Below are 24,905 nucleotides of genomic sequence, written 5' to 3'. Positions count from 1 at the left end.
CGAGGAGCGATAGCGACGTGGAAATCTTCGATAGGGATGTCGGCGACTCTTCTATCGAATATTGCCCCCTAAAGCTTGCAATAGCGCTTTAACCGGTATAAACAAAAAAAGGACAGCCAATAAGCCGTCCTTTTAAAATATTCAATAGAGACGCGATACTTCGCGTCTTAAACGATTAAGCTAATTTACGTTTTACTTCTACGTTTTCGTATGCTTCTACAATGTCACCTACTTCGATGTTGTTGTAGTTAGCGATGTTCAAACCACACTCGTAATTGGTTCCAACTTCTTTCACATCGTCTTTAAAACGTTTTAGTGAGGCCAGTTCGCCTGTGTGAATTACCACACCATCACGAACGATACGGATCTTGCTATTACGGTTAATTTTACCATCTAACACCATACAACCTGCAATTGTACCAACCTTGCTTATCTTGAAGGTTTCGCGGATCTCTACGTTAGCCACAATTTTCTCTTCAAACGTTGGTGCAAGCATACCTTCCATCGCCAATTTTATCTCGTTGATAGCATCGTAGATGATAGAATACAACCTGATGTCAATTTGCTCGGCTTCGGCCAGTTTACGCGCACTTCCCGAAGGACGTACCTGGAAACCGATGATGATCGCATCTGATGCAGAAGCTAACAATACATCCGACTCGGAGATTTGACCAACTGCCTTTGATATGATGTTCACCTGAATCTGCTCGGTAGACAGTTTCAGCAACGAATCTGATAACGCCTCGATAGAACCATCCACGTCACCCTTAACAATAATGTTAAGTTCCTTAAAGTTACCAACTGCCAAACGGCGGCCAATCTCGTCAAGTGTAATGTGTTTTTGGGTACGTAAACCTTGTTCGCGCTGTAATTGTAAACGTTTGTTCGCAATTTCGCGGGCTTCCGGCTCGGTATCTAATACGTTGAATTTATCGCCGGCTGTAGGAGCGCCCTGCATACCCAACACCTGTACCGGTGTAGATGGCCCTGCAGATTCAACCCTTTGGCCACGTTCATTAGTTAAGGCCTTAACACGCCCGCTGTAACAACCCGCTAATATCGCGTCGCCCACTTTTAGGCGGCCTGCCTGTACCAATATGGTGGTAACAATACCACGGCCTTTATCTAAGGCTGCTTCTATTACTGTACCAACGGCGCGTTTGTTAGGGTTAGCTTTAAGCTCAAGCAATTCTGCCTCAAGCAATACTTTCTCTAACAAAAGTTCGATATTTAAACCGGTTTTAGCCGATATCTCTTGTGTTTGGTATTTACCGCCCCACTCTTCAACCAAAATATTCATGGCTGACAGTTGCTCACGTACCTTATCGGCGTTTGCACCCGGCCTGTCAATTTTGTTAAAAGCGAAAATGATAGGTGCGCCTGCAGCCTGCGCGTGGTTTATGGCCTCGCGGGTTTGCGGCATCACGCTGTCATCAGCAGCAATTACTACAATAACAATATCTGTTACCTGTGCACCCCTTGCACGCATGGCGGTAAACGCCTCGTGGCCCGGTGTATCCAGGAATGTAATTTTCTTATCATCCGCCAGGGTAACTTCGTAAGCGCCAATGTGCTGGGTAATACCCCCGGCTTCACCACCAATTACGTTTGTTTTGCGGATAAAATCCAGTAACGATGTTTTACCGTGATCGACGTGGCCCATAATGGTCACGATAGGTGCACGTGGAATAAGATCTTCCGGCTCATCAGGCTGGTCAAGTATAAACTCTTCATCCTGTGGTTTCACAAACTCAACCTGGTAGCCAAACTCATCAGCAACAATGCTTAAGGTTTCGGCATCCAAGCGCTGGTTGATAGACACAAACATACCCAAACTCATACAAGTTGAGATAATTTGTGTTACCGATACATCCATCATCAAAGCCAACTCGTTTGCTGTAACAAACTCGGTAACCTTAATAATTTTAGACATCGCGTCCTGCTCCATTGCCAGTTCATCCGCATTGGCGGCAACATCATCACGCTTTTGACGGCGGAATTTGGCACGCTGTGCAAACTTACCAGACTTACCCGCGCCGCTCAAGCGTGCAAGTGTAGCCTTGATCTGGTCTTGTATATCCTTTTCTGTAGGTTCTTCTTTAGGGCCGCCGCCTGTAGCAGGCCTTCCTCCTCTAAAATCAGGACGGTTACCGCCGCCACCCGGAGGGCCTGCTGGTCTGTTCCTGAAATCGGGACGGTTTGGATTGATAATGCCGCTTGGCGGGGCTTGCTGGCCTGTGCCATTACCACCACCCGGGCCGCCTTGCTGATCTTTACGTTTACGTTTGCGTTTCAGATCTGCAGCGCTGCCTGCAGCGCTTGATGAAGACGCAACAGGGCCACCGCGTTTAGGCTGGTTAACCGGCAGTTGTATCTTACCGATAATTTTTGGCCCGCTTAAACGCTCTGCGCTCGCGCGGATAACGTCGTCTCCTTCGGCTTCTGCTGCGGGTGCTGCTGCCTCGGGGGCAATTTCAGCTACCGGTGCTTTTGGCACTTCAGCAACCGGCGCAGGTTTCTCTGCAACAGGCTCTGGTGCTTTTGGCACTTCTGCAACAGGTGCAGGTTTCTCTGCAACAGGTTCAGGTGCTTTTGGCGCCTCAACAACCGGTGCAGGTTTTTCTATAACAGGCTCGGCTACTTTGGGTGCTTCAACCACTGGTGCAGGTTTTTCTGCAACCGGCTCCGGTGCTTTGGGGGTTTCGGCAACAACAGGTGCTGCTTTTTCTTCAACCGGTGGTTTCGCATTAAGATTATTAAGGTCTATTTTACCAATCACCTTTACACCCGGTAATCCCTCGTGGCTGCGTTCTTCGGCTTTTTCCTGTACAGGTTCGGCTGGTTTTGGCTTTTCAGCCGGCAACGAAGTAAAATGGCCGGTGTTTTTAATCAGGATCTCCTCGTTCTCGAAATCACGGGAACGACGCGGCTGCTCTGCTGGTTTATCAGATGTTTGCACACCTTCTTCCTTGCGGATGTTGCCTATCTTGATCTGCTTGGCCTCCTCCTTAATAATTTTATCTACAGCAAATTCCTTTAACAGGGTTGTGTACATATCGTTATCCAGCTTAGCCATAGGTTGCTTTTCAACCTTATAGCCTTTGGTAGCTAAAAAATCGACAATGGTACCCATACCAATGTTCAGTTCTTTTACTGCTTTTATTAATTTTATGGATTTGTCTTCTGACATTTATTAAATTTTCTCTGCTAATTATCGCAAAAATACGATTTTAATTCTTGTTTCTACGTTTATTCAAATTCTGCCTGCAGAACTGATAAAACTTCTTTTATTGTTTCTTCTTCAAGATCGGTACGTTTAACCAATTCGCCCACAGAAAGTGCCAATACAGATTTCGCTGTATCAAGCCCAATACGTTTAAATTCGTCTAAGATCCAGCTATCGATCTCATCTGAGAATTCTTCGATATCCACATCCTCGTCATGCTCATCGGCCTCGCGGTAAACATCAATTTCATACCCTGTCAATTTACCTGCCAGTTTAATGTTATGGCCGCCACGGCCAATAGCTAATGATACCTGGTCTGGCTTTAAGTACACTGCCGCTGTCTTTTTCTCATCATCTAACTTAATAGAAGTGATTTTGGCAGGCGATAATGCACGCTGGATGTATAACTGGATATTATTAGTAAAGTTTATTACATCTATATTCTCATTCTTTAACTCGCGAACGATACCATGGATACGTGAACCTTTCATACCCACACAGGCACCAACCGGATCGATACGGTCATCATAAGATTCAACAGCAACTTTAGCCCTCTCGCCCGGTTCGCGAACAATTTTCTTGATGGTGATCAGTCCGTCGAAGATCTCGGGAACTTCCATCTCAAATAAACGCTGTAAAAACTCTGGCGCGGTACGTGATATAATAATTTTAGGGTTGCTATTTAACATATCAACCTTGCTGATTATCGCTCTAACACTATCACCTTTTTTAAAGTAATCGGCAGGGATTTGCTCAGTTTTTGGCAATAAAAGCTCGTTGCCTTCATCATCCAATACCAAAGTTTCTTTTTTCCAAACCTGGTAAACCTCGCCGGTAACAATCTCGCCAACGCGGTCTTTATATTTCTTAAAGATCTCGTCTTTCTCCAGTTCTAAAATTTTAGATACCAGGGTTTGGCGGGCAGCAAGGATAGCCCTGCGGCCAAAGCTCTCTAAAGTAACCTGCTCAATTTGCTCGTCGCCAATTTCAAGGTCGGCATCAATTGTTTTGGCTTCGGCCAATTCAACCTCCAGGTCGTCATCTTCACTAAAACCATCCTCAACAACCGTACGTGTGCGCCAGATCTCTAAGTCACCATTATCGGTGTTAACGATAACGTCACAATTTTCATCTGTACCGTATTTTTTTCTGATCATGCTTCTGAAAACGTCTTCCAGAACGCTCATCATGGTTGGGCGGTCAATGTTCTTGAAATCTTTAAATTCCTGAAAAGAATCAATTAAATTAATATTGCTCATCTTCTACTTGAATGATATTAAAACTTTTGTTTCTGTTATTTTATCTGTCGGGATAGTGCTTTCAACAGTTACAGCCTTTTTCCCTTTTTCTTTTATTGTTTCTTCTATTATAATGTGGCCGTCGCCGGCCTCTTTCAATATGCCTTCTCGTTTTACACCGTCGTCCATCTTTATAGCTAACGTGCGGCCTATGTTTTTAGCATATTGCCTTTTAAGCGTTAGCGGTGTATCGATACCCGGCGATGAAACTTCCAGGTTGTATGGGGTATCTACCACGTTCTCTTCTTCGAGGTGAAAGCCTACATGCCTGCTTATGGCAACACAATCCGCAATCCCTATCCCGTTATCCCCATCAACCAGCACAATAAGGCTGCCGTTCGAATGCATTTTAACATCCACCAAAAACAAGTTTGGCATATCGGCAATCTTTTCCTCTACCAGCTCTATTGTTCTTTTTTCAATATTCATTATCGTATGTTTTTACCGGTTGCCCCCGATAGCTAACAGGGCGGTTGATAATTTGATTGATAAAATAAAAGAGGGGACAAATGCCCCCTCTTTCTTTATTTAAATACAAATGTAAGATATCTTTTTGATTTTAGCAAGCTTATTGCTTAAAAACCAAATCGATAAAATGCACTTTACCGGGTTGGGAGTGCCCTTTAATGTAATCCATCAGTGTGGCACCCTCGCCCAGGCGATAGTTGCGTACAAAGTAAGTTTGCCCTTTTATAAATGAGGTATCGGGTGTAAAAACAACCGCGCTGTCTTTTAACTGGTAGCGCCCCGGTTGCACGGGTTGGTAATTCTTCATATCCGTATCTGCAGGCATACGGTAAACCGGCACCAGGTTTTGCCACACATTTTTATCGCTATCGCGGGCTATATCCTGCATCACAACATAATCCAGCCCTTTAAATTGAATAGATTGGCCGTTATTGATGAGCGAAATTTGCACTTGCGCCGGGTGCTTTGCGGAAGTGCAGGCAACAAAGAAAAGAACAATTAGCGCTATGTATATAGGCGTTTTTAAACCTGTGGTTTTTGGATACATTAATTAAAAGTAATATGACAAAAGCACAGTCGAATTTTTACAAATTGTTAGTCTGAATTCTTACTTCTTATAAAGAAAAAATTACCTAATATCCCAAAGTATTTCCCATAATAAGTAGTGCCTTCTGGATTATAACCTGATGATACATATATGCTACAAACAAAAAAGTTAGTATCCCTTGTCAATCCTTCATAGGTTTCATGCCCCTGATTTTCTTTAAAGTCTTTTAAACTCGGATTGGTTACGATCAGCACCAATAGAATACCCAACAGAAAATAGTATACTTTTTTCATTGTATAAAACCAATTATTGTAACCACGATCCCACTTATAATAATTAATAAGGCTAAAATCTTGGGCCAAAGCATAAGTTGAATACCCCTAACATCTTCTTTAGGATTTAGAAAATTAATCAACATTACACCAATAACGAATACTACTATCCCGGCAATTATCATAACCTTTTTTTATTTTGTTTAGTAAACTAAACTAAATAAAAAACCTCATTTAAGAGGTCTCATTAGATTTAATTCTTGTATCAATTCGTCAATTTTGTTTGAGAACAACCTTTCATCACATATGCATTCTATTTTACTTACCTTTCAGCGTTTCCTCAAACAACTTATAAATTCGTTTATATTCATCCGCCCAGCTGCTGGGTTGCACAAAGCCGTGGTCTTCTACCGGGAACGGAGCAAGTTCCCAGTTCTCTTTGTGTAGCTCTATCAGGCGTTGACTTAACCTTACAATATCCTGGAAGTTCACGTTCTGGTCTACCATACCATGCAGCATCAGCAGGCGGCCTTTTAGGCCGTCGGCAAAGTAAATGGGCGAGCTTTGTCGGTAGGCCTTCTCATCGTTAAAAGGTTCATTAAGGATGTTGGAGGTATAACCGTGGTTGTAATGCGCCCAATCCGTAACCGAACGCAACGCCGCGCCTGAAGCAAAAACATCCTGCTGTGTAAACATGGCCATCAATGTTATAAAGCCACCGTACGAACCGCCGTATAAACCAACATGCTTGGGGTTTACACCATATTTCTCAACCAATAGTTTTACCCCATCTACCTGGTCGGTAAGGTCGGCACCGCCCATGTGGCGGTAAATACCGGTACGAATATCGCGGCCATAGCCGGAGCTTGCGGTATAATCAATATCCATAACAGTGTAGCCATTATCAACCAGCATATTGTTGAACATATACTCGCGGAAATAACTGCTCCACCAGTAATGCACGTTTTGCAGGTAGCCCGCGCCGTGTACAAATACCACGGCTGGTTTTGCCGGGTCGGGGTTTTTAGGCTGATACAACCGCGCGTAAATATCCTTGCCATAGCGGTTTTTAAAGCTGATCACCTCCGGCTCTTTCCATGGGTACGATTTAAATTCTTCTGTAACCGAATTGGTTACCTGCACTGCTTTTGCACCGGGCTTGTTTGGCTGCACGTAAAGCTCCCACGGCTTGTTGGAGTATGAGTAGCGGATTGCCAGCCATTTTTCATCGGGCGAAAGGTCGATCTCGTTACCCCCTTTCATCGAGGTGATTTTAACAGGTGCGCCACCCGTAACCGGGATACGGTAGAAATGCTTTACGCCGGGATGCTCGATATTAGCGGTAAAGTAAAAGGTCTTTTTATCGTTCGACAGGTGCAGGGTTTGCACTTCCCATTTGCCGGATGTTAGTTGCTTTTTCTTTCCGCTCATTACATCGGCCATATACAGGTGCGAGTAACCGCTCGCTTCGCTCTGGAAATAGAAGTGGGTGTTATCTGCCCAGCCCAGGCTGCCATCGGCAAAAAAACCACCGGTACCGGGGCCGCCTATCCAGGCATCGTCGTGCTGGCGGTCTAATAAAGTAAGTTTGCCTGTCGCGGTATCAAGTTTCATCAGCCAGCGGTCCTTATTATCCTGCGATTCTACATTTACAACCGCATACTTACCATCGGGGCTCCAATATGGGGCGGTTATATCCACCTTACGGTCGGCATTTGCCTTTTTTAGGGCTTCTAATTCCTTAGGGTAATCGCTGTAAAACGCGGGGATATCTTTTATACCGGGGATGTCTTTGGTGGCAATGGCATAAACCGTATCGCGTTGCGTATCAAATATAAAACTCTCTGATGTAGCCTGTGGGGCACCCACCTTGGTACGGTTAGGGATATCTTCGGTGTAGCCGGATGAGGTTACATAGTTGGGCACGATACCCGCCCTTGCCACTTCTGCCTCCTTGATCAGCCTGTAGGTTATATACCTGCCATCCGGACTAAGCTGTACGCCGTTCAAACGCTTATCGCCAAAAGCTATCTCTTTTAATTTAACAGGTTTATCTTGCGCACGCTCTGCCGAATCCAGCTTGCGGTCTTTGTCGTTTACTTTAACAATATCAAACATTTCTGCTTGCTGCTTTTTAAGCCAGCGGGCTTGCTCGGTATCTTTTGCGGGTTTCTTTTCTGCAGATGTGGCTTTTACAAAATTGGTTAGCTGGGTAAGTTCGCCTTTGCTTATCTTAAGCTGGTAAAGGTTATTATCGCAGGTGTAAACAATGCTGCCTTCATCGCCGGTAAAGGTTGGGTTGCTTTCGCGGCCTGTGGTGTGGGTTAGCTGTACAATTTTACCGCTGCCTGCCCGCCATACGTAGATATCGCCATCTTCCTCATAAGTTTTAAGGGTGCGGGCCTTGTTCCACTTGCCATTTTCGGGCACCATGTCGCGGCGCTCGATAGTACCCGCCTTTTGCGGTTTTGTGTTATTGGTGGTGATGAAGAAAAGTTCATCGCGCTCGGTTTTGTTTGGGTTCCAGTTAAAATAAATCTTTTTGCTGTCGTCGCTCCAGCGGATGTTGCTTGGCGATGTACCCATCCATTTTGGGTCGCGCATGATTTTTTCTACAGTAAGCGGACCAAGGGTTTGAGCTGTTGCGGCAAAACCGAAGCAAATTAACAATAAGGTAAAGCGTATTTTCATATCACAAAATGCTGTTAGGCGTTGCAATTTAGCAGTTTAGTTAATATTACTGTTTTTAACGTTTGGATTGTTACAAAAAGGAAATAAAAGGAAACCCATTTATACTGCGCCCATTCGGCCTTGCGGATGCACTTGCCCTGCAAAAACACGCCAATAATCCAAAGGTGCCGGCTTATTTATTGGACAGGTTCCCGTCGCCACATTCTTTAGATGATGCGGGAGCTTTTATCAATCTTATGATCAGCAAGCTAACCGTTACCAACTTTGCTGTAGAAATAAACGGCGAGATTGCCGATGGTATTAGTTTAGAATTTAGGGCTGATGTTTACCGGAAATCGCCGCTGATTGGCTACTGGCTCAGCGAGCAATATTGAGGCCGCGGCATTGCTACCGAAGCGGTTAAATTACTTACTGAATACGCTTTCACAAACTTTGATATTATTTGCATCCCGGCGTTTATCTTCGGTAAAAACAAGGCATCTATGCGGGTGTTGGAAAAAGCCGGATATATTGAAGGAGGTATTAAAACAAACGGTGGTTAAAGCCGGGGAAGTGATGAATGAGCCTGTTTATGTGGCTTATAAAAATAATAATCACCCTTGTAATGTGAGCGTTAGCGAAGCATCTAATCGCCACCATGCAAATCGTTTATGCACAGTTCAATAATAGTTCCTTCGCTAACGATCGGGATAACAAACGTGTAAAATCTAATAAATCTTCCTGTAAATCTCTTTCACCATAGCACCCGGATCAGGCGACAGGTTTACTGCCGATGAAACCGCGATGCCGTACACACCGGTTTGCATCAGTAAGTCAATATCTTTTAGTTGAACACCGCCCACAGCAATTACGGGGATGTCAATAGGGTGTTGTGCTAACTGGCGGTAGCCTTCGTAACCTAATAAAGGTTTATCATTAGCTTTAGTAGTGGTGTGTGCAAACGGGCCGTAACCGCAATAATCTACCATGCCGCTGTTTTGGATCCTTAATAACCCCTCCATATTTGTGGCCGATGCGCCTAACGTTTTTTCATCAGTTATCGCTTCGCGGATTGCAGCGAAATCTGCATTTAGGTCTTCGACGTGTACGCCTTGCGCATCTACCTTATTAAGCAGGTGGTAATGGTTAGCAAGGATCAGCGTTGCGCCCCAGTCATCGCAAATGGAGGCTATCTGGTGCAGTTCGGCAATCATCTCCTCATCTCCTTTACTCATGCACCGGTACTGCAGCCAGTTCGCCCCGGCCTCGCAGGCAGTTTGGGCTTGCTCTATGTGCGTACGATTGGGCAGGTCCTGTGTGAGATAATGGAATTTAGAGATGTATTTTTTCATGATTTTAGTCCGTAAGTCGGAAAAGAGTGAAAGTCCGAAAGTAAAAACCGCCGGGTTAACCAGCGGTAATAGTTTATAAAAGTAACACAACATTTCCGTCATTCGGACTTTCGGTCTTTCCGACTTCCGGTCTTTTCTGACTTCCGGTCTTTTCCAACTAAACCTACTTCAGCGCTTCGCCAATAGCAGTACCAACATTGCCATTCGGTGCCTGGATGTGTAATAGCTGGGCAATGGTAGCGGCAATATCCGTCATGTGGGTTTCGCGGGTTAGGCTGCCATGTTTGATACCCCAGCCCATAAATACCAGTGGGATGTGCGCGTCGTACGGGTTCCAGGTGCCGTGGGTGGTGCCTGTTTGGCCGTGGCCGCTGTACCATCCCGGTTTCAGGATGATCTGGATAGTGCCACTATGCTCGGCACTATACCCGTTCTGGATACGGGCGCGAAGGTCTTCGGGGATGGTTGCCAATTGAACGCGCTGCATATCAACCGCGTAAGCAATCTCGGGTTCGTTCTGTAAAAACTGGATAGTTTCAAGTTTTAACGCGTCGCTGCTCAGGTTTTCTTTTTTAATGGCGGTGTTGTTAAAGTTAACCTGATAATTGCCAAGGTTTATTACCAGGTTTTTCACCTTGTATTTATCTTCCAGCATTTTGTTTAATCGCGTAAGCACGCTACCCTCGTTCCAAACGCCGGCGGGGATGTTGTGGTCAATTAAATAGTTTGGATTATGCGCCGCGCCATGGTCGGCACTTAAAAACACACTGTAGTTACCCTTACCCAGTTTTCCATCCAAATAAGTAAAGAACGCGGCAAGGTCTTTATCTAAGCGCAGATAAGTATCTTCTACCTCAACCGAGTTAGGGCCAAACTGGTGACCAATGTAATCTGTAGACGAAAGGCTCACGGCCAGGAAATCGGTCACTGAACCGGCACCAAGTTTTTCGTTTTCAATAGCGGCCTTCGCCAGGTCCAGCGTCATGCTGTTGCCATAAGGGGTAGAGCGGATCATGCCGGCTTTGCCTTTGTATAATTCCGATGTTTTTATCGGGAAGGTCGGGGCTTCAGCACCGCTAAATTTACCTTCGTAGCGCGGGCTGTTATCCGGCGCGCTTTGCACGTAAGTATTTATCGGGTAAAGGGTGTTCCAGTCCTTTTTTAGGTAAGCCTCGGCCGGTTTGGTAGCGTTATACGCTTTAACCCAGGCAGGCAACTCGGTCATGTAATAAGTGCTGCTGATCCAAGCACCATTGGCATCATCAAACCAGTAAGCAGCGTTTGCCGCATGGCCGCCGGGCAAAATTCCACCGCGGTCTTTTAGCGCTATGCCTATAACTTTCGACCGGAAATTTGTAGCTAATCTTAATTCATCTGTAACGGTGCTTGCCAGCATATTGCGTGGCGACATTTTACCGGCGATAGAGTTACTGCCTACTGCCACTACCGTGCTATCATCCGTACAATACATCGTTTTACCGGTAGCTTGAACCACAAAATCATTACCTGCAATACCATGTATAGCGGGTACCGACCCTGTGTAAATACAGGTGTGGCCGGCGGCAGTAACAGTTGGAATATATGGAATAAGTGTGTTCTCGCAAGTAAAGCCCTCGTTCAGCATCCGTTTAAAACCACCTGTTTGGTAGCGGTCATAATAGCGGTACAGGTAATCCCAGCGCATTTGGTCTACCACCAAACCTACCATTAACTTAGGGCGGGGAAGTGTAGTTGAAGCTGAAACGGTTGTTTTTTTGTTTTGTGCGGATAAGTTAAATACAGCGATAGCAAACGTTAACGTAAGCAGTACTTTTATCTTCATGAGGGTAGATGCTAAAACGCAAATATCACAAATGCAATTTACAAACAATGTGATATTTGCGTTACCATATAATTAAAAGCAAGTAACCTCACCTAAATCCTCTCCAAAGTAGAGGTCTTAAATCATTGAACTTTGTGCTTTTTTAGCCCTTCTCCTTTGGAGAAGGATTGGGATGAGGCCTACTCTAAAAACGTAAGCAAACTATGCTGGCTGGCCGTATGCAGATCGCGCCAAACGCGGTTAATTTCGGTATCGGGCGATGCTGCCAGTAAGCCGCAATAAGGGAAAAGTCCGTCAACGCTTTCACGGGCTATTTTCGCTAATACCCGGCTGGTATTACTTACCTCTTTTAACAACGCATCGTCCTGCGGATTGTTCCACGATGTTTCTACGGTAGCAAAAAAGGTTGCCCTTGCTTGATTAAGCAATTCAGTGGCCAATTTTAAAGCTTCATCCATCACTAAAACATTGGCGGCGTCTACCCGGCGGATGTTGGTCGCTTTAAAGTCGAAAGCGGGCTTGCAGAGGTCGATAAAATGTACCGCCAAACCAGATAGGTTTGCGGCAAGGGTAGCCTCGGCCAGTTGCAGAAACGGATAGGTATAAAGTAGTGAATCGATCACCGCGGCATTAGCGTCTATTTTAAAGCAACGGCTTTTATCCACGTATAAATCGCTAACCGAGTAGGCATCGCTGCCGGTAGCTATCATCCCTATATATTTCCAGCCGGATTGTAGCTGCACATCTTTTCTGTCTAATACAAACGGCAATATCAATTGGTTGCCGTCTGTATCTAAAATGGGCTTATCGCCATCTATGATATTGCAGTTAACCGTAATATAGGTGGCATGGTGCACCCCGCTGGCATATTTCCAGCTACCGTTAATTATGTAATCCTCTCCGGTAATTGTGGCTGTACCCGTAGGTGCGCCACTACCTGCAAGGCACGCTTGCTTGTCGCTATAAATCTGCTGCGCGATGTTTGGATCGATAAAACCGCCAAACCAACCCGCGCCACAGCATAAGGTAACTACCCAACCCAGGCTGCCATCGGCCCAAGCCAAGGCTTCTTCTGTTTTGATGAGTTTGGGTAAAGGGGTTTCCAGTCCGCCGTATTGTTTGGGCGAGAGCAGGTTAAACCATTGTTGCTGGTAAACCAGCTCTAATTGCGCAGGGTGTAGCTTGCCAAGTTTTTCGGCCTCAGGCGCGTTCTTGCGGATGGTTTCTACCCACCCGGGCATTAGTAATGCTGATGGATGCTTTATATTAACCGGCATTTATAGCTTCCTTTCTGATTATCCTTCTCCACTCAATATAACCGAAGATAGCTACGATGAACAATATCAGGGTTAGCACAGCAAACATGGCCAGGTTTTTATGATAAAGCAGCGGGATAGCAAACAGGTTGCTTACGTTCAGCAGCACCCAGTTCTCTATTTTTCGCCTTGCTAAAAGCCACATGCCTGCCCAAGCGGTCGATGATACCCATGCATCCCAAACAGGGACTGTAGATGGTGTGAATTTTACGAGGATAAGGTATAAAACGCCCCATCCTACAAATACAATAAGTAAGGTAATTATCCACTCCTGCCCGTTGGCGTAACTTACTTTAACAGGCGGTTCGTTTTTCTTTTTTATCCAGTAGTACCACCCGTAAAAGCTCATGACTACATAGTAACCGTTAAGCAGGCACTCGGCATAAAGCCCGAAGTTGAGCAACAGGTATATGGATATTAAAGTAGCGACTATACCCGTTGGGTATAGCCACACTTTATTTGCTTTTGCCAGCAGCACTTCGGCCACCCCTAAAATAACGGCTGTCCATTCCAATAAGGAAGTTGCTTTTACCTGGTTTATAAACAAGTCTACCCAGCTTTGCATAACTTAAAAACTTAAGCTAACAGATGCCAAAAAGTTGCGCGGCGCCTGCGGGAAGTAGTAGTTATAATTAACCAGTACGCCGCTATCCACCTCGGGATAGGTAGCGCCATTGGCCTCGTACTTTTTACTGAATATATTATTTACCAATAAGCCTAAACCAATGTTTTTAATGGCTTTGGTGTGGATGTTATAGCTCAGCCTTACATCATTAACAAAGTAGGCTTTCAGCAACCGGTTAACCGCGTATGGGTTATTGGCAACATCCGGCGAGGTACTGATACCTGTTGGGTTAACGTTGCCCGTATTATCTAAAAATTGCCTGCTTACATACTTACTTACAAAGGCGATGCTGCCATTTGGTATTGGCGAATATGCTATTTCGCTACCTACTATTAATGAAGGAGAATACGCGATATCCGTCTTTTTAAATGTTTGCGTTACCGGGGTTAACGGGTTATAGCCGTCATCATAACTGGCTAGGGTGCGGCTTAGGTTTTTGATCTTATTTGTGCTTACAGTGGCATTTGCCGCCCAGCTTAATTGTTGGGTGATCTTCACGCGGCCGTCAACCTCAATACCTGCTCTGTAGCTATCGTCCACATTGATGCGCGTTGCCGAACCTACATCGTTTAGGGCTCCGGTTAATATCAGCTGATTTTTGTACAACATATAAAACAGGTTTACACCCCCTTTAAATACATCGCCGCTGGTACGGTAACCGGCCTCAAAATCTTTAAGATTCTCCGGCTTGGGCCTGCTGGCCGGGGTAGAGTTGGTATAATCATCCCGGTTAGGTTCGTGGTTACCCACGGCGAATGATGCGTAAACATTGTTATGCTCGTCTATTTCGTAAGTGATGCCTGCTTTTGGATTAAAGAAATTCAGCTTGGCGTCCTGCTGCACATTATTCAAATTTCTGTCGAAACCTAAGAAGGAATAATCGATCCGGCGGTATTGCAGATCCGCAAACAGGGTTACATCACCCAATTTGTATTCGCCACGGCCAAAAATATTGAAGTCGGTTTTTTTGGCGTTATCGCGGTAGTACTCATAGTTTGGTGTAATTCCTGCGCTTTGCGCGGTGTAAATGATATTCCCATAGTGCGCACCGGTGTAGCGGTTATATGCACCACCAAGTGTAAAGTTCAGGTTACTTTGTGCCTGGTATTTTAAAGCGTATGTAACGCCGTAAAAATCATTATTTAACCACAGGCGACGGGCAAGATCGGTACGGGTAATAGGCGTACCGCCAACAACAACCGGTGTTAATTTATATTTGGTTACAGCCTGGTCTGCTTTAAATTCCTCGTAATAACCAAATCCTTTAGTATAGTGAAGCGCGCCGCTAAAGGCCAGTTTATCGGTTAATTTCCTATCGTATAATAACTGGTAATGGTTCTGCTGATAGTTATCCACCTGGTCTTTATAAAACGTGCCGTCGGGCATCAGGCCAAGTTCATTATAAGTGCGGCTATCCTTGCGGGTTGGGTCGCCAATAACATAATCGGGCACTCCGTTCCAAGCCTGGTAGGTACGCTCCACGCCCGAAAATACATTCAGCCTTAACGTACTCTTCTGGTCGTAATAAGCTCCGCTCAAAAAAAACGAACGCAGGTTTGATGATGCACGGTCGATATACCCGTTAGAACGGATCCTGGATAACCGGCCATCAAAACTAAAATGCCCGTTTAACAAACCTGTGCCCAGGCTTACGGTATTTTTTACCGTACCGTAAGAACCTACGGTGTTGTTGATATCGGCAAAGCCTGTATCCCTGCGGGTATTAGTCTGTATGTTGATGCTACCGCCAAAAGCGCCCGCGCCATTGGTGGACGTACCCACGCCGCGCTGCACCTGTATGTTATTTACAGATGAGGTAAGATCGGGCAGATCCACAAAATACGAGCCCTGGCTTTCGGCATCATTTAAGGGAATACCGTTAACGGTAACGTTGATACGGGTACCGTCGCTACCGCGGATGCGGATGCCGGTATAACCGATGCCGGTACCACCATCAGAACTTACCACAACCGACGGTGTTTGGGCTAGCATGTATGGCAGATCCTGCCCAAAGTTATTTTTTTGGATGTCCTTTTTGCTGAGGTTGGTAAATGCCGTTGGTGAGTTTTTGCCCGCGCGGGTGGCCGTAACTGTTACCTCTTCGGCACTGAAAACAGCATTGGTAAGCGAGAAATTAATAACCTGCTTACCCGCTAAATTAACAGTTTGCGTAGAAATTTGGTAGCCAATATAACTGGCTTTAATGGTGTAGGAGCCTGCGGGCAGGTCGCCAATTTGATAATTGCCTTTAACATCCGTTTGGGTGTTGATGGCCGGGTTGGTAATGGTTACCGTTGCGCCGGGCAAAGCTTCGCCGGCTTGATTAGTTACTTTTCCGCTGATGGAAAATTGGGCCGATGCCAGAACAGGCAGCAGCAGGGCGATAAGCGCCGCAAATAAATTTTTCAAATTGTTAAATAATAAAATTAGTTAAACCATCTGCTCATCAGGGTATCATGGCAGTACACTTAACTTGTTACCTCTCCCTACGCCGGCATTACCCGGATCAGGTGCATGTTCTTTTATTAAAGTTGGAAGCCTATCAAAAATCTAAAGCGTGCACACTTCGCGACTTATTAATTTGACTTTTAACTTTTTAAAAAACAATGGGTTTGATCTCAGCCTGTCTTTCAGTTTGATTGCTCAAAGCAAGGCACCCCTTGAGAATTATGGGGCAAATATATATGTTATTTTGATGTCCGCAAGTCGGCAAGTCGGGAAAAGTCCGCAAGAAAACAATATGATTGTTGTACTTTAAACACTTTCTGTCTTTCGAACTTTCGGACTTTCGGTCTAAAAACCTACTTTTGCAAACTTTTAAAAGAAGGAATTATGCTTAGAACACACACCTGCGGGCAATTAAATATCAGCAATTTAGGTGAAACGGTAACCCTTTGCGGCTGGGTTCAAAAATCTCGGGACCTGGGCGGCACCACATTTATAGATATGCGCGACCGTTATGGTTTAACCCAACTGGTTTTAAATACCGATACCGACGCCGACCTGCGTGAAGCCGGTAAGCAGCTGGGCCGCGAGTTTGTAATTAAGGTTACAGGCACCGTGGTAGAGCGTTCTAACAAAAACACCAGGATCGCAACCGGTGAGGTAGAAATTACCGTAACCGAATTGGAGATATTGAATTCATCCAAGATCCCTCCGTTTATGATTGAGGATGATACCGATGGCGGCGAGGAACTGCGCGCTAAGTACCGCTACTTAGACCTGCGCCGTAACCCTATCCGCAACAACCTTGTTTTGCGCCACAAAATGGCACAAGAGATTCGTAAGTATTTAGATGGATTGGATTTTATAGAGGTAGAAACCCCGGTGCTTATTAAATCGACCCCTGAAGGTGCGCGCGATTTTGTGGTGCCAAGTCGAATGAACCCGGGCGAGTTTTACGCCCTACCGCAATCGCCACAAACTTTTAAACAATTACTGATGGTAAGCGGTTTTGACCGTTACTTTCAGATCGTGAAATGTTTTAGGGACGAGGACCTGCGTGCCGACCGCCAGCCGGAGTTTACCCAGATAGACTGCGAAATGTCGTTCGTTACCCAGGAAGATATCCTGAATATATTTGAGGGGTTAACCCGCCACCTGTTCCGTAACGTAAAAGGATTGGAGCTTGGCGATTTCCCTCGCATGCAATACGCCGATGCTATGCGTTTATACGGTTCAGATAAACCCGATACCCGTTTTGGGATGGAGTTTGTTGAACTGAACGATGTGGTTAAAGGCAAGGGCTTCAGCATTTTTGACAATGCCGAGTTGGTTGTTGGTATCAATGCTAAAGGTTGCGCCAACTATACCCGCAAGCAAATTGATGAATTGACCGAGTGGATGAAACGCCCGCAAATTGGCGCTACCGGTTTAATTTACGCCCGCCATAACGAGGACGGCCTCCTAAAATCATCAGTAGATAAATTTTATAACGAAGAAGAACTGGCAAAATGGAGCGCCGCTCTTGAAACAGAAAAAGGCGATCTGATATTAATTTTAGCCGGCGAAACCGATAAAGTACGCAAGCAATTAAACGAGCTGCGTTTAGAGATAGGCAGGCGTTTAGGCCTGCGCGATAAAAATAAATTCGCGCCGCTTTGGGTGTTAGATTTCCCGCTGCTAGAGTGGGACGAAGAAACCTCGCGTTTCCATGCCATGCACCACCCGTTCACTTCACCTAAGCCGGAAGATATCGCCTTATTGGATACCGACCCTAAAAACGTACGTGCAAACGCCTACGACTTAGTTATAAACGGTACCGAAATTGGCGGTGGTTCTATAAGGATCCACGACCGTGAATTACAGGCTTTGATGTTTAAGCACCTTGGTTTTTCTAATGAAGAAGCGCAAAAGCAATTTGGCTTTTTAATGGATGCCTTTGAATACGGCGCACCTCCGCACGGGGGTATCGCGTTCGGTTTCGACAGGTTGACATCGATCTTCGCAGGCCTCGATTCTATCCGTGATGTGATCGCATTCCCTAAGAACAATTCGGGCCGCGATGTGATGATCGATTCGCCGTCAACCATTGCTGATACACAGTTAAACGAATTAAAAATTAAAACAACTGTATCACCTGCTTAAATTTACACGTTATTAATAACATGAAAAAAACCATACTCATACTAAGTTTATTTGTTGCCGTTTTTGCATCATGCAAAAAGCAAGGAGATACCTTTGATGCTGCTGCACAGGCCGCAAAAGATGAAACCGCCATCCAGGCTTATTTAAAGGCCAACCCAAGTATTACTGCTACAAAAGATGACAGCGGGTTATATTACCAGGTTTTAACCGAAGGCACGGGTACCAGCCCTATTGTTACAAGTAGCGTTACCGTAAATTATACAGGCAAACTTTTAAATGGAAGTGTATTTGCGCAACCGGCCAACCTTACCAGTCAATTATCGAATTTAATAAAGGGATGGCAAGTAGGAATCCCGAAAATAAAAAAAGGCGGTCGCATCCTGTTAATTATACCATCAGTTTTAGGGTACGGCAACCAATCTCCCGGCACAGCAATACCTGCTAATTCAGTATTGGTGTTTACTATTGATTTGTTAAGCTTTAATTAAAATTATAAAAAACACCCATAGCGGCTACCCGTATAAAAAAATACTTATTTATACTAAGCGTATTGGAAGTGGGCTTTGCTTTATGCTTAAAAGAGGTAACACCACCGTTTGATACCGCGGTGCAAGCTAAAATTGATACTTCCATCGGCATTCGCTTACGGGCAATATGCAAATGGCCCTATCCCGCCTAATTCGGTACTGATATTTACCATTACCGTTAAGGCAGTAGACAGTACTGTCGTTACGCCTATTTAATTTTATAAACAGGCATCTACATTATCCTATTTTATATTTTAGGGTTAAAGGTTTATCTTACTGCACAAAACCCGCAGCAATGAAAAAGCTTTTAACCCTTCTTTTTTGTATTTCCGTTCTACAGGGCTTTGCCCAAAACTCAGCCACAAAAAAAACGATCGGTACTAAGGCCGATGCGCTGGAAAGCAAAATAATTGCCTGGCGCCGCGATTTTCACGAACACCCGGAGCTGGGCAACCGCGAGGTGCGCACATCGGTAATTATTGCCAAACACTTGCAATCGTTAGGTATCGAGGTTAAAACAGGCATTGCCACTACCGGTGTGGTGGGCATCTTAAAAGGCGGCCTGCCCGGCCCTGTTGTTGCACTACGGGCAGATATGGATGGCCTGCCGGTTACCGAGCGGGTAAACCTGCCCTTCGCATCAAAAGTAAAAACACAATATAACGGGCAGGAAGTTGGCGTGATGCACGCCTGCGGGCACGATTCGCACATGGCTATCCTGATGGCGGTTGCCGAGGTGCTATCCTCTATGAAAAAAGACCTGCATGGTACGGTGAAATTCATTTTTCAGCCGGCCGAAGAAGGTGCACCCCTTGGTGAAAAAGGCGGTGCCGAAGAAATGGTAAAACAGGGCGTAATGGAAAACCCAAAGGTTGATGTAATATTTGGCCTGCACATCAATTCGCAAACCGAAGTGGGTAAAATAGTTTATCGCCCGGGTGGTACCATGGCAGGCGTAAAAGACCTGCAGATCATTGTAAAAGGCCGCTCGGCACACGGGGCTTACCCGTGGAGCAGTGTTGACCCAATTGTGGTATCGGCACAAATCATCAGCAGCCTGCAAAGCATTGTAAGCCGCAACATCAACGTTACCGAAAACCCGGCTGTTGTTACCATCGGTTTAATAAACGGCGGCTCGCGCTTTAATATCATCCCCGAGAGTGTTAAAATGCAAGGTACGGTACGATACTTTACCGATGCCGATGAAAAACTGATCACCGATAACGTAATACGTATTGCCACCAAAACCGCCGAAGCATACGGCGCCAAAGCCGAGGTACAGATCCCGTTTAGTAATAAATATCCCGTTACGTTTAATGATATAGCCTTAACCGCCAAAATGCTGCCTACGCTGGAAGCTACCGCAGGCAAGGAAAACGTATTGCTGCGCCCACCCGTTACCGGTGCGGAGGATTTTAGCTTTTACCAGCAAAAGGTGCCCGGCATATTCTTCTTTTTAGGAGGGATGCCAAAAGGCGGCAATAGCTTAACAGCGCCATCGCACCATACGCCCGATTTTTATCTGGATGAAAGCGGCTTTACGCTTGGTGTAAAAGCCTTGTGTAATTTGACACTGGATTATATGGCGGGGAATGGGAAATAAGATGAACACTGAACTAATAACCTATAAAAAGTTTAACGATGAGGCATTGGCAAGCGACCTTGCTAACGTTTTAGAGAGAAATAACATCCCTTACAAAATTGAGGAAGAATCAACATTGTTTAACCCCACATTTTATACTGACGAAACAGCAAAAGATTATGCTGTTAAAATTAGTGCTGATGATTTTACAAAGTTAAATGAGATCCTAAAAACCCAGGAAAGCCAAAGCGTTGCCGCCACTGATACAGACCATTATTTATACGCCTTTACCAACGAAGAACTTACAGAACTGGTTTCTAAACCTGACGAATGGAGCCTGTTTGATAATTTATTGGCTGTTAAGATCCTCCAGGAACGGGGTGTTAATATTACAGACGAAACCGTAAAGCAGTTGAATAACAAACGACTGGATGATTTAAAAGAACCCGAAAAGCCACAGGGAACATGGATCATAATCGGTTATATTTTTGCTTTGCTTGGTGGTGTTTTAGGCGCGTTTATTGGCTGGCACTTATTTAGCAGTAAAAAAACATTGCCCAATGGCGAGCAGGTTTACAGTTATATTGAAAGTGACAGGGCGCAAGGCAGAATCATTTTCTATCTTGCTATAATGGTTTTAATAGCAACCGCCGCAATACGTATTTTAGTAGTTAGTTAATACTCCGTGCCCAACCTTCTCTTCATCTGCAGTAAAACCAATGGCGTAGCCCCACTGCCGAGCTGCTGTTTAAAGGCCATCAATTGCACAATGCGCGCAGCGCAGGTACCAGTGATAAGGCGCGCATTAAGCTCAACCAAAAATTAATGGATTGGGCCAATGTGGTTTTTGTGATGGACTATAAACACCGGGACATCGTCAAACAACGATTTGACATCCACCAGAAGCAACTCATCGTTCTAAACATCCCGGACGATTATCAATTCAACGATCCGGAATTAATAGAGATCTTAAAATTGGGATTGGCGGATTGGTTGTAATTGATATGGGGCTAAAATCCGTAATATCATTCAGGAAATACATATATTTACGTTTGATTCTAATTAAAGCTATAGAAATATTACAACAAACAAAGTAGAAAAACTTAAGAAGCGTTATGCGGAAAAAGAAGTGTTTTACAAGTGTTTATTGAAGGCCCGGGAAAACAAATAGTATACTGATAGCTGTATATATTTTACTAAATGGTATTGTGATGAATAAGACAAAAGACAGGATACGAATTTTCGACTCATTTGAAGAAGCTAAAGCAACTGAAATTCAGAATATCATCAAGCAATCACCTATTGATCGTTTAAGACATACTGTTGAACTTATTTTACGTGTATATCAAGTAAGCCGGGAAGACCTAAAGAGTAGAACTGCAACAGGTAAAATTAGAATAATCACCGCTGGATGAACCTGTTTATTGAAAAACATCAAGGCTTACTAAAGGAGCTTTTATTAAAGAAAGTTGATTTTATTGTAATTGGTGGCTATTCTGTAATATTTCATGGCTATGCAAGAAGCACTGGCGATGTGGATTTGTGGCTAAGACCAGATAATGTAAATAAGTTGAAATTGTTAGATGTTCTAAGACAAATGAACTTTGATGAAGAAGACATACTGCATATTGCTGAACTGGATTTTAAAAAACATATTGTCTTTTCGATGTGGGACGAACCGGAAAAAGTAGATTTCCTGACCAGAATTAGCATGATTGAGTTTGAGCAAGCAGATCAGAGAAAAATTATTGCAGATATTGATGGCGTAAAAATTCCGTTCCTTCACTTAAGCGACCTTGTATTGTCGAAATTTAACACTGGTAGATTAAAGGATAAAGCGGATATAGAAGAATTACAAAAAATACAACAAGAAAAAGGGAGCACTACATAAGCATTAACCATTATAATCATTTTTTTTCTTAGTTTAAATTCCTTGTGGTTAGCTGATTTATGACAGTCATGAATGTGCTATTTTCTCAAGTGGAGAAATGGATTTACGTTTTCTGGCTCTCGCCCAACAGTAATGTTTAGTTGATCATATCCTGCCTGCCTTGCAAGACGATATAGCTGTTCTTCGGTCCGATGGTTTAAATACCAGTCGCCGGACGATTATCAATTTAACGATCCGGAATTAATAGAGATCTTAAAATTGGGATTGGCGGATTGGTTGTAATTGGTCACTATCAGGGTATCACCCGAGGTCGTTTTAAGTGCGGGTGCAGGCCGGTTTAATTATTAATTTTTACCCTGAAAAAATTAATAGTAAATGGTGGCGCTGTTTTGTCAGTAACCAAATATTTAAATATCTAATTATCTGTTATTTACAAATATTAGTGTATGTGTTCATACCGTGAACGTGAACATTTTATCATCCCCATGGGCGTCTATTTATCCACCTTTTTAAAATCGTAGGCGTTGTACTCTACAAAGTCGGCTACCTTAACGCGTACCCCGGTTACCTTGCCATCCACAACTGTGAATGGAAATATGGCTTTACCCAATACCGGATCGGAGAAGGTTACGTAGAAGCGGTTAGCGCCAAGGGGCTGCAAACGGGCAAACATTTTTGGGTGGTGCTCAAAGCGGATCTCCAGGTCATTACCGGCATCGCCGGGGGTAATTTCCAGGCTGCCGTATAGGTCGTTCACGTACTTGCCGCTGTATTTGCCTGTAGATAGTTGCGGCTTCAGGTTCAGCAAAGTGCTGTCGCGCATCTTTTTATCAATAGCCTGGAAGTTGGTTGTATTCGTTTTATTATATCCCAAATAAGTGTCGTTGTAATGGTTGTTTTTGTTTTTAAAGAAAGCGTCCAAAATATCCCAACGCATAGCTTCGTAAAGGGCGTTTTGGTCGGTATTGGTTAGGATAACGATGCCCAGGTTCTCTTTAGGTACCAACGTAACCGATGACACATAGCCGTTAACACCACCATCGTGCATTACCAGGCGGCGGCCGCTGTAATCCTGCAAAAGCCAGCCAAGGCCGTACAGCTCAAAGCCTATTTCTCCGTTTAAGTGGCTTACGCTGCTTACAAAGTCCTGCGGTTGGCGGGTAGCCGCAATTGCAGCGGCGGGGATCACCTGTTTATTGCCCACCTTTCCATTATCAAGCAAGGCCATTACCCATTTACCCATATCTGTTGCAGATGAGCTGATACTACCCGCAGGCGCCAAACCATCAATATTACAGTACGGTATAGCAGATAGTCGCCCATCAATTAAGGTATGCGGAACAGTGCGGTTAAGCGCTTTGGGCATTTCGGCAGTAAGGGCAAGAGTATTGGTCATCCCAAGCGGGGCAAAAATGCTTTCCTTTAAAAACACTTCCCATTGTTTGCCGGTAACCCTCGGTATAATCTCGCCGGCTGTTAAAAATGCCGAATTAGTATATCCCCATGTAGTACGGAAGGGGTAAGTGGCCTTCATTTTGCCCAGCTTTTCTATTACTTCGTGCCTGTTTAAGTTGGTATTATAAAAGGTGAAATCGCCCTGGAAGGTGCGGAAACCCAACCGGTGGCTCAGCAAATCTTTTACTATGGCCATTTCGCCTGCAGGCTTGTTATCCAGCTTAAACTCCGGGATATATTTGGTTACCTTTTCATCAAGGGAGATCTTCTTTTCGGCCTGTAGCATAGCTAATGCAGTTGCCGTGAAGGCCTTGGTATTGCTGCCTATCATGAATAGCGTATTCTGATCTACTTTACCGGGTAGGCCAAGCTCTTTAATACCGTAGCCTTTCATCAATATAATTTTGCCATCCTTTACGATACAAACCGCTACGCCCGGGATGCGCCAGTTGGTAAGGGCTTTGTTAATGTATAGATCGAGACTGTCCTTAATAAATTTACTCCTGTCGATATTTTGGGCGTTAACGGTAGTAAAGCAAACAAGAGCGATAATAAGAAGAGATAATTTTTTCATGCAGGTTTTTTTTACAGGCTTTGAGGTACTAATTTAACGAAAAATTTAAAGCGGATTTATTTATTTGTAAAAAGAGGGTATCGATCAATAAATTTCATACTTCATCATTCGATATTCAGAACGGCGTACCCCTTTTTGAACACTTGGTGAAACCAGGCAACTGCGAGAAATTCGATATTCGTTATTTTATCAAAAACAAAAGCCCAGAGGCAGTCTAGTTACCGGCAGGGCTTAAAATTATGAACAGAATTATAATTGGTTAAAATGGAAGGTCGTCTGCATCATTGTTGCGGTAACCGTCGGTGTCTGATGTTTTAAGGGCCGGTTTAGCAGAGCTATCATTCTCAAAATCGGTATTGCGGCCCAGCATGGTAAAGTTCTCAGCAACTACTTCGGTAGTGTATTTTTTAATGCCTTCCTTGTCTTCGAAAGAGCGTGTACGCAGCTTACCTTCTATATAAACCAGTTTGCCTTTTTGTAAAAACTTAGCTGCAACATCAGCAAGGCCGCGCCACATTACAATGTTGTGCCATTCGGTTTGTTCAACTTTACGGCCATCTTTGTTAAATGTTTCAGACGTTGCTAGCGGGAAACTTGCCACTGCAACCCCACCCTCTAAATGGCGTACTTCAGGGTCTTTTCCCAAATGCCCAACCAGTATTACTTTATTAATTCCAGACATACTATAAAATA

The 24,905-nt window shown here is 44.4% G+C and carries 23 protein-coding genes; 10 read left to right on the top strand and 13 right to left on the bottom strand.

Features of this window, described 5'->3' with window-relative positions:
- Positions 1–175 precede the first annotated feature (175 nt).
- The 6 genes from infB to NAF17_RS14960 all read right to left on the bottom strand — a co-directional run bounded on the left by infB (position 176) and on the right by NAF17_RS14960 (position 8,502).
- Positions 176–3,190 carry a translation initiation factor IF-2 gene (gene infB, locus NAF17_RS14985; protein ID WP_252758817.1) on the bottom strand — a complete coding sequence of 1,005 codons (3,015 nt, stop codon included), beginning with the start codon at positions 3,188–3,190 and terminating at the stop codon, positions 176–178.
- Between the two features lie 59 nt (positions 3,191–3,249).
- Complete coding sequence (nusA, locus tag NAF17_RS14980) at positions 3,250–4,485, bottom strand: transcription termination factor NusA (RefSeq protein WP_252758816.1); 1,236 nt, start codon at positions 4,483–4,485, stop codon at positions 3,250–3,252.
- A gap of 3 nt (positions 4,486–4,488) precedes the next feature.
- Entirely contained in the window at positions 4,489–4,953 is a 465-nt protein-coding gene (gene rimP, locus NAF17_RS14975) for a ribosome assembly cofactor RimP (protein ID WP_252758815.1), read from the bottom strand.
- Positions 4,954–5,092: 139 nt separating this feature from the next.
- Positions 5,093–5,539 (bottom strand): hypothetical protein, encoded by a 447-nt coding sequence (locus NAF17_RS14970; protein ID WP_252758814.1) that lies wholly within the window; start codon positions 5,537–5,539, stop codon positions 5,093–5,095.
- 47 nt (positions 5,540–5,586) lie between these two features.
- Complete coding sequence (locus tag NAF17_RS14965; protein WP_252758813.1) at positions 5,587–5,832, bottom strand: hypothetical protein; 246 nt, start codon at positions 5,830–5,832, stop codon at positions 5,587–5,589.
- Positions 5,833–6,129: 297 nt separating this feature from the next.
- A complete protein-coding gene (locus NAF17_RS14960; protein ID WP_252758812.1) occupies positions 6,130–8,502 on the bottom strand; it encodes a S9 family peptidase in 2,373 nt (790 codons plus the stop codon).
- A gap of 62 nt (positions 8,503–8,564) precedes the next feature.
- Here NAF17_RS14960 and NAF17_RS14955 point away from each other — a divergent pair, with 62 nt between their 5' ends.
- Both NAF17_RS14955 and NAF17_RS18365 read left to right on the top strand, forming a co-directional pair.
- Positions 8,565–8,876, top strand: coding sequence for a GNAT family N-acetyltransferase (locus NAF17_RS14955; RefSeq protein ID WP_252758811.1), 312 nt, complete (start codon positions 8,565–8,567; stop codon positions 8,874–8,876).
- A 9-nt stretch (positions 8,877–8,885) separates the two neighbouring features.
- Positions 8,886–9,044, top strand: coding sequence for a GNAT family N-acetyltransferase (locus NAF17_RS18365; protein WP_370341346.1), 159 nt, complete (start codon positions 8,886–8,888; stop codon positions 9,042–9,044).
- Positions 9,045–9,209: 165 nt separating this feature from the next.
- Here the strand turns inward: NAF17_RS18365 and NAF17_RS14950 are convergent, their stop codons facing one another.
- The 5 genes from NAF17_RS14950 to NAF17_RS14930 form a co-directional block, all read right to left on the bottom strand.
- Positions 9,210–9,833: a thiamine phosphate synthase gene (locus NAF17_RS14950; protein WP_252758810.1), complete on the bottom strand. Its 624-nt coding sequence runs from the start codon at positions 9,831–9,833 to the stop codon at positions 9,210–9,212.
- A 163-nt stretch (positions 9,834–9,996) separates the two neighbouring features.
- Positions 9,997–11,655, bottom strand: coding sequence for an alkaline phosphatase PafA (pafA, locus tag NAF17_RS14945; RefSeq protein ID WP_252758809.1), 1,659 nt, complete (start codon positions 11,653–11,655; stop codon positions 9,997–9,999).
- Between the two features lie 179 nt (positions 11,656–11,834).
- The gene (locus NAF17_RS14940; RefSeq protein ID WP_252758808.1) at positions 11,835–12,932 is read right to left on the bottom strand and encodes an acyl-CoA dehydrogenase family protein; all 1,098 of its coding nucleotides are present in this window, start codon (positions 12,930–12,932) and stop codon (positions 11,835–11,837) included.
- On the bottom strand, positions 12,922–13,536 hold the full coding sequence (gene pnuC / locus NAF17_RS14935; RefSeq protein ID WP_252758807.1) for a nicotinamide riboside transporter PnuC: 615 nt from the start codon (positions 13,534–13,536) through the stop codon (positions 12,922–12,924). Before pnuC ends, NAF17_RS14940 begins: the two co-directional genes overlap by 11 nt.
- 3 nt (positions 13,537–13,539) lie before the next feature.
- On the bottom strand, positions 13,540–16,005 hold the full coding sequence (locus NAF17_RS14930) for a TonB-dependent receptor (protein WP_252758806.1): 2,466 nt from the start codon (positions 16,003–16,005) through the stop codon (positions 13,540–13,542).
- Positions 16,006–16,428: 423 nt separating this feature from the next.
- Between NAF17_RS14930 and aspS the strand changes: the two genes are divergently transcribed.
- The 8 genes from aspS (at position 16,429) to NAF17_RS14895 (ending at position 22,183) form a co-directional block, all read left to right on the top strand.
- Positions 16,429–18,183: an aspartate--tRNA ligase gene (gene aspS / locus NAF17_RS14925; protein ID WP_252758805.1), complete on the top strand. Its 1,755-nt coding sequence runs from the start codon at positions 16,429–16,431 to the stop codon at positions 18,181–18,183.
- 20 nt (positions 18,184–18,203) lie between these two features.
- Entirely contained in the window at positions 18,204–18,671 is a 468-nt protein-coding gene (locus NAF17_RS14920) for an FKBP-type peptidyl-prolyl cis-trans isomerase (RefSeq protein ID WP_252758804.1), read from the top strand.
- A 132-nt stretch (positions 18,672–18,803) separates the two neighbouring features.
- Positions 18,804–18,926, top strand: a complete 123-nt coding sequence (locus NAF17_RS18170; RefSeq protein ID WP_256474530.1) for an FKBP-type peptidyl-prolyl cis-trans isomerase — start codon at positions 18,804–18,806, stop codon at positions 18,924–18,926.
- Positions 18,927–19,005: 79 nt separating this feature from the next.
- Positions 19,006–20,313: an amidohydrolase gene (locus tag NAF17_RS14915; protein ID WP_252758803.1), complete on the top strand. Its 1,308-nt coding sequence runs from the start codon at positions 19,006–19,008 to the stop codon at positions 20,311–20,313.
- Between the two features lies 1 nt (position 20,314).
- Positions 20,315–20,971 carry a hypothetical protein gene (locus NAF17_RS14910; RefSeq protein ID WP_252758802.1) on the top strand — a complete coding sequence of 219 codons (657 nt, stop codon included), beginning with the start codon at positions 20,315–20,317 and terminating at the stop codon, positions 20,969–20,971.
- A gap of 83 nt (positions 20,972–21,054) precedes the next feature.
- A complete protein-coding gene (locus tag NAF17_RS14905) occupies positions 21,055–21,291 on the top strand; it encodes a protein tyrosine phosphatase (RefSeq protein ID WP_252758801.1) in 237 nt (78 codons plus the stop codon).
- Between the two features lie 212 nt (positions 21,292–21,503).
- Positions 21,504–21,707 carry a hypothetical protein gene (locus tag NAF17_RS14900; RefSeq protein ID WP_252758800.1) on the top strand — a complete coding sequence of 68 codons (204 nt, stop codon included), beginning with the start codon at positions 21,504–21,506 and terminating at the stop codon, positions 21,705–21,707.
- Positions 21,704–22,183 (top strand): nucleotidyltransferase, encoded by a 480-nt coding sequence (locus tag NAF17_RS14895; RefSeq protein ID WP_252758799.1) that lies wholly within the window; start codon positions 21,704–21,706, stop codon positions 22,181–22,183. Before NAF17_RS14900 ends, NAF17_RS14895 begins: the two co-directional genes overlap by 4 nt.
- Before the next feature lie 493 nt (positions 22,184–22,676).
- Here NAF17_RS14895 and NAF17_RS14890 read toward each other — a convergent pair whose 3' ends face one another.
- On the bottom strand, positions 22,677–24,212 hold the full coding sequence (locus tag NAF17_RS14890; RefSeq protein ID WP_252758798.1) for a serine hydrolase domain-containing protein: 1,536 nt from the start codon (positions 24,210–24,212) through the stop codon (positions 22,677–22,679).
- A 259-nt stretch (positions 24,213–24,471) separates the two neighbouring features.
- The gene (locus NAF17_RS14885) at positions 24,472–24,894 is read right to left on the bottom strand and encodes a single-stranded DNA-binding protein (protein ID WP_252758797.1); all 423 of its coding nucleotides are present in this window, start codon (positions 24,892–24,894) and stop codon (positions 24,472–24,474) included.
- Positions 24,895–24,905: the final 11 nt, after the last annotated feature.

The sequence above is a fragment of the Mucilaginibacter aurantiaciroseus genome (assembly GCF_024055595.1).
In the GTDB taxonomy this organism is placed as follows: Bacteria; Bacteroidota; Bacteroidia; order Sphingobacteriales; family Sphingobacteriaceae; genus Mucilaginibacter; species Mucilaginibacter aurantiaciroseus.
The sequence above is the reverse complement of the archived record's forward strand: the minus strand, read 5'-3'. Positions and strand labels throughout refer to the sequence as shown.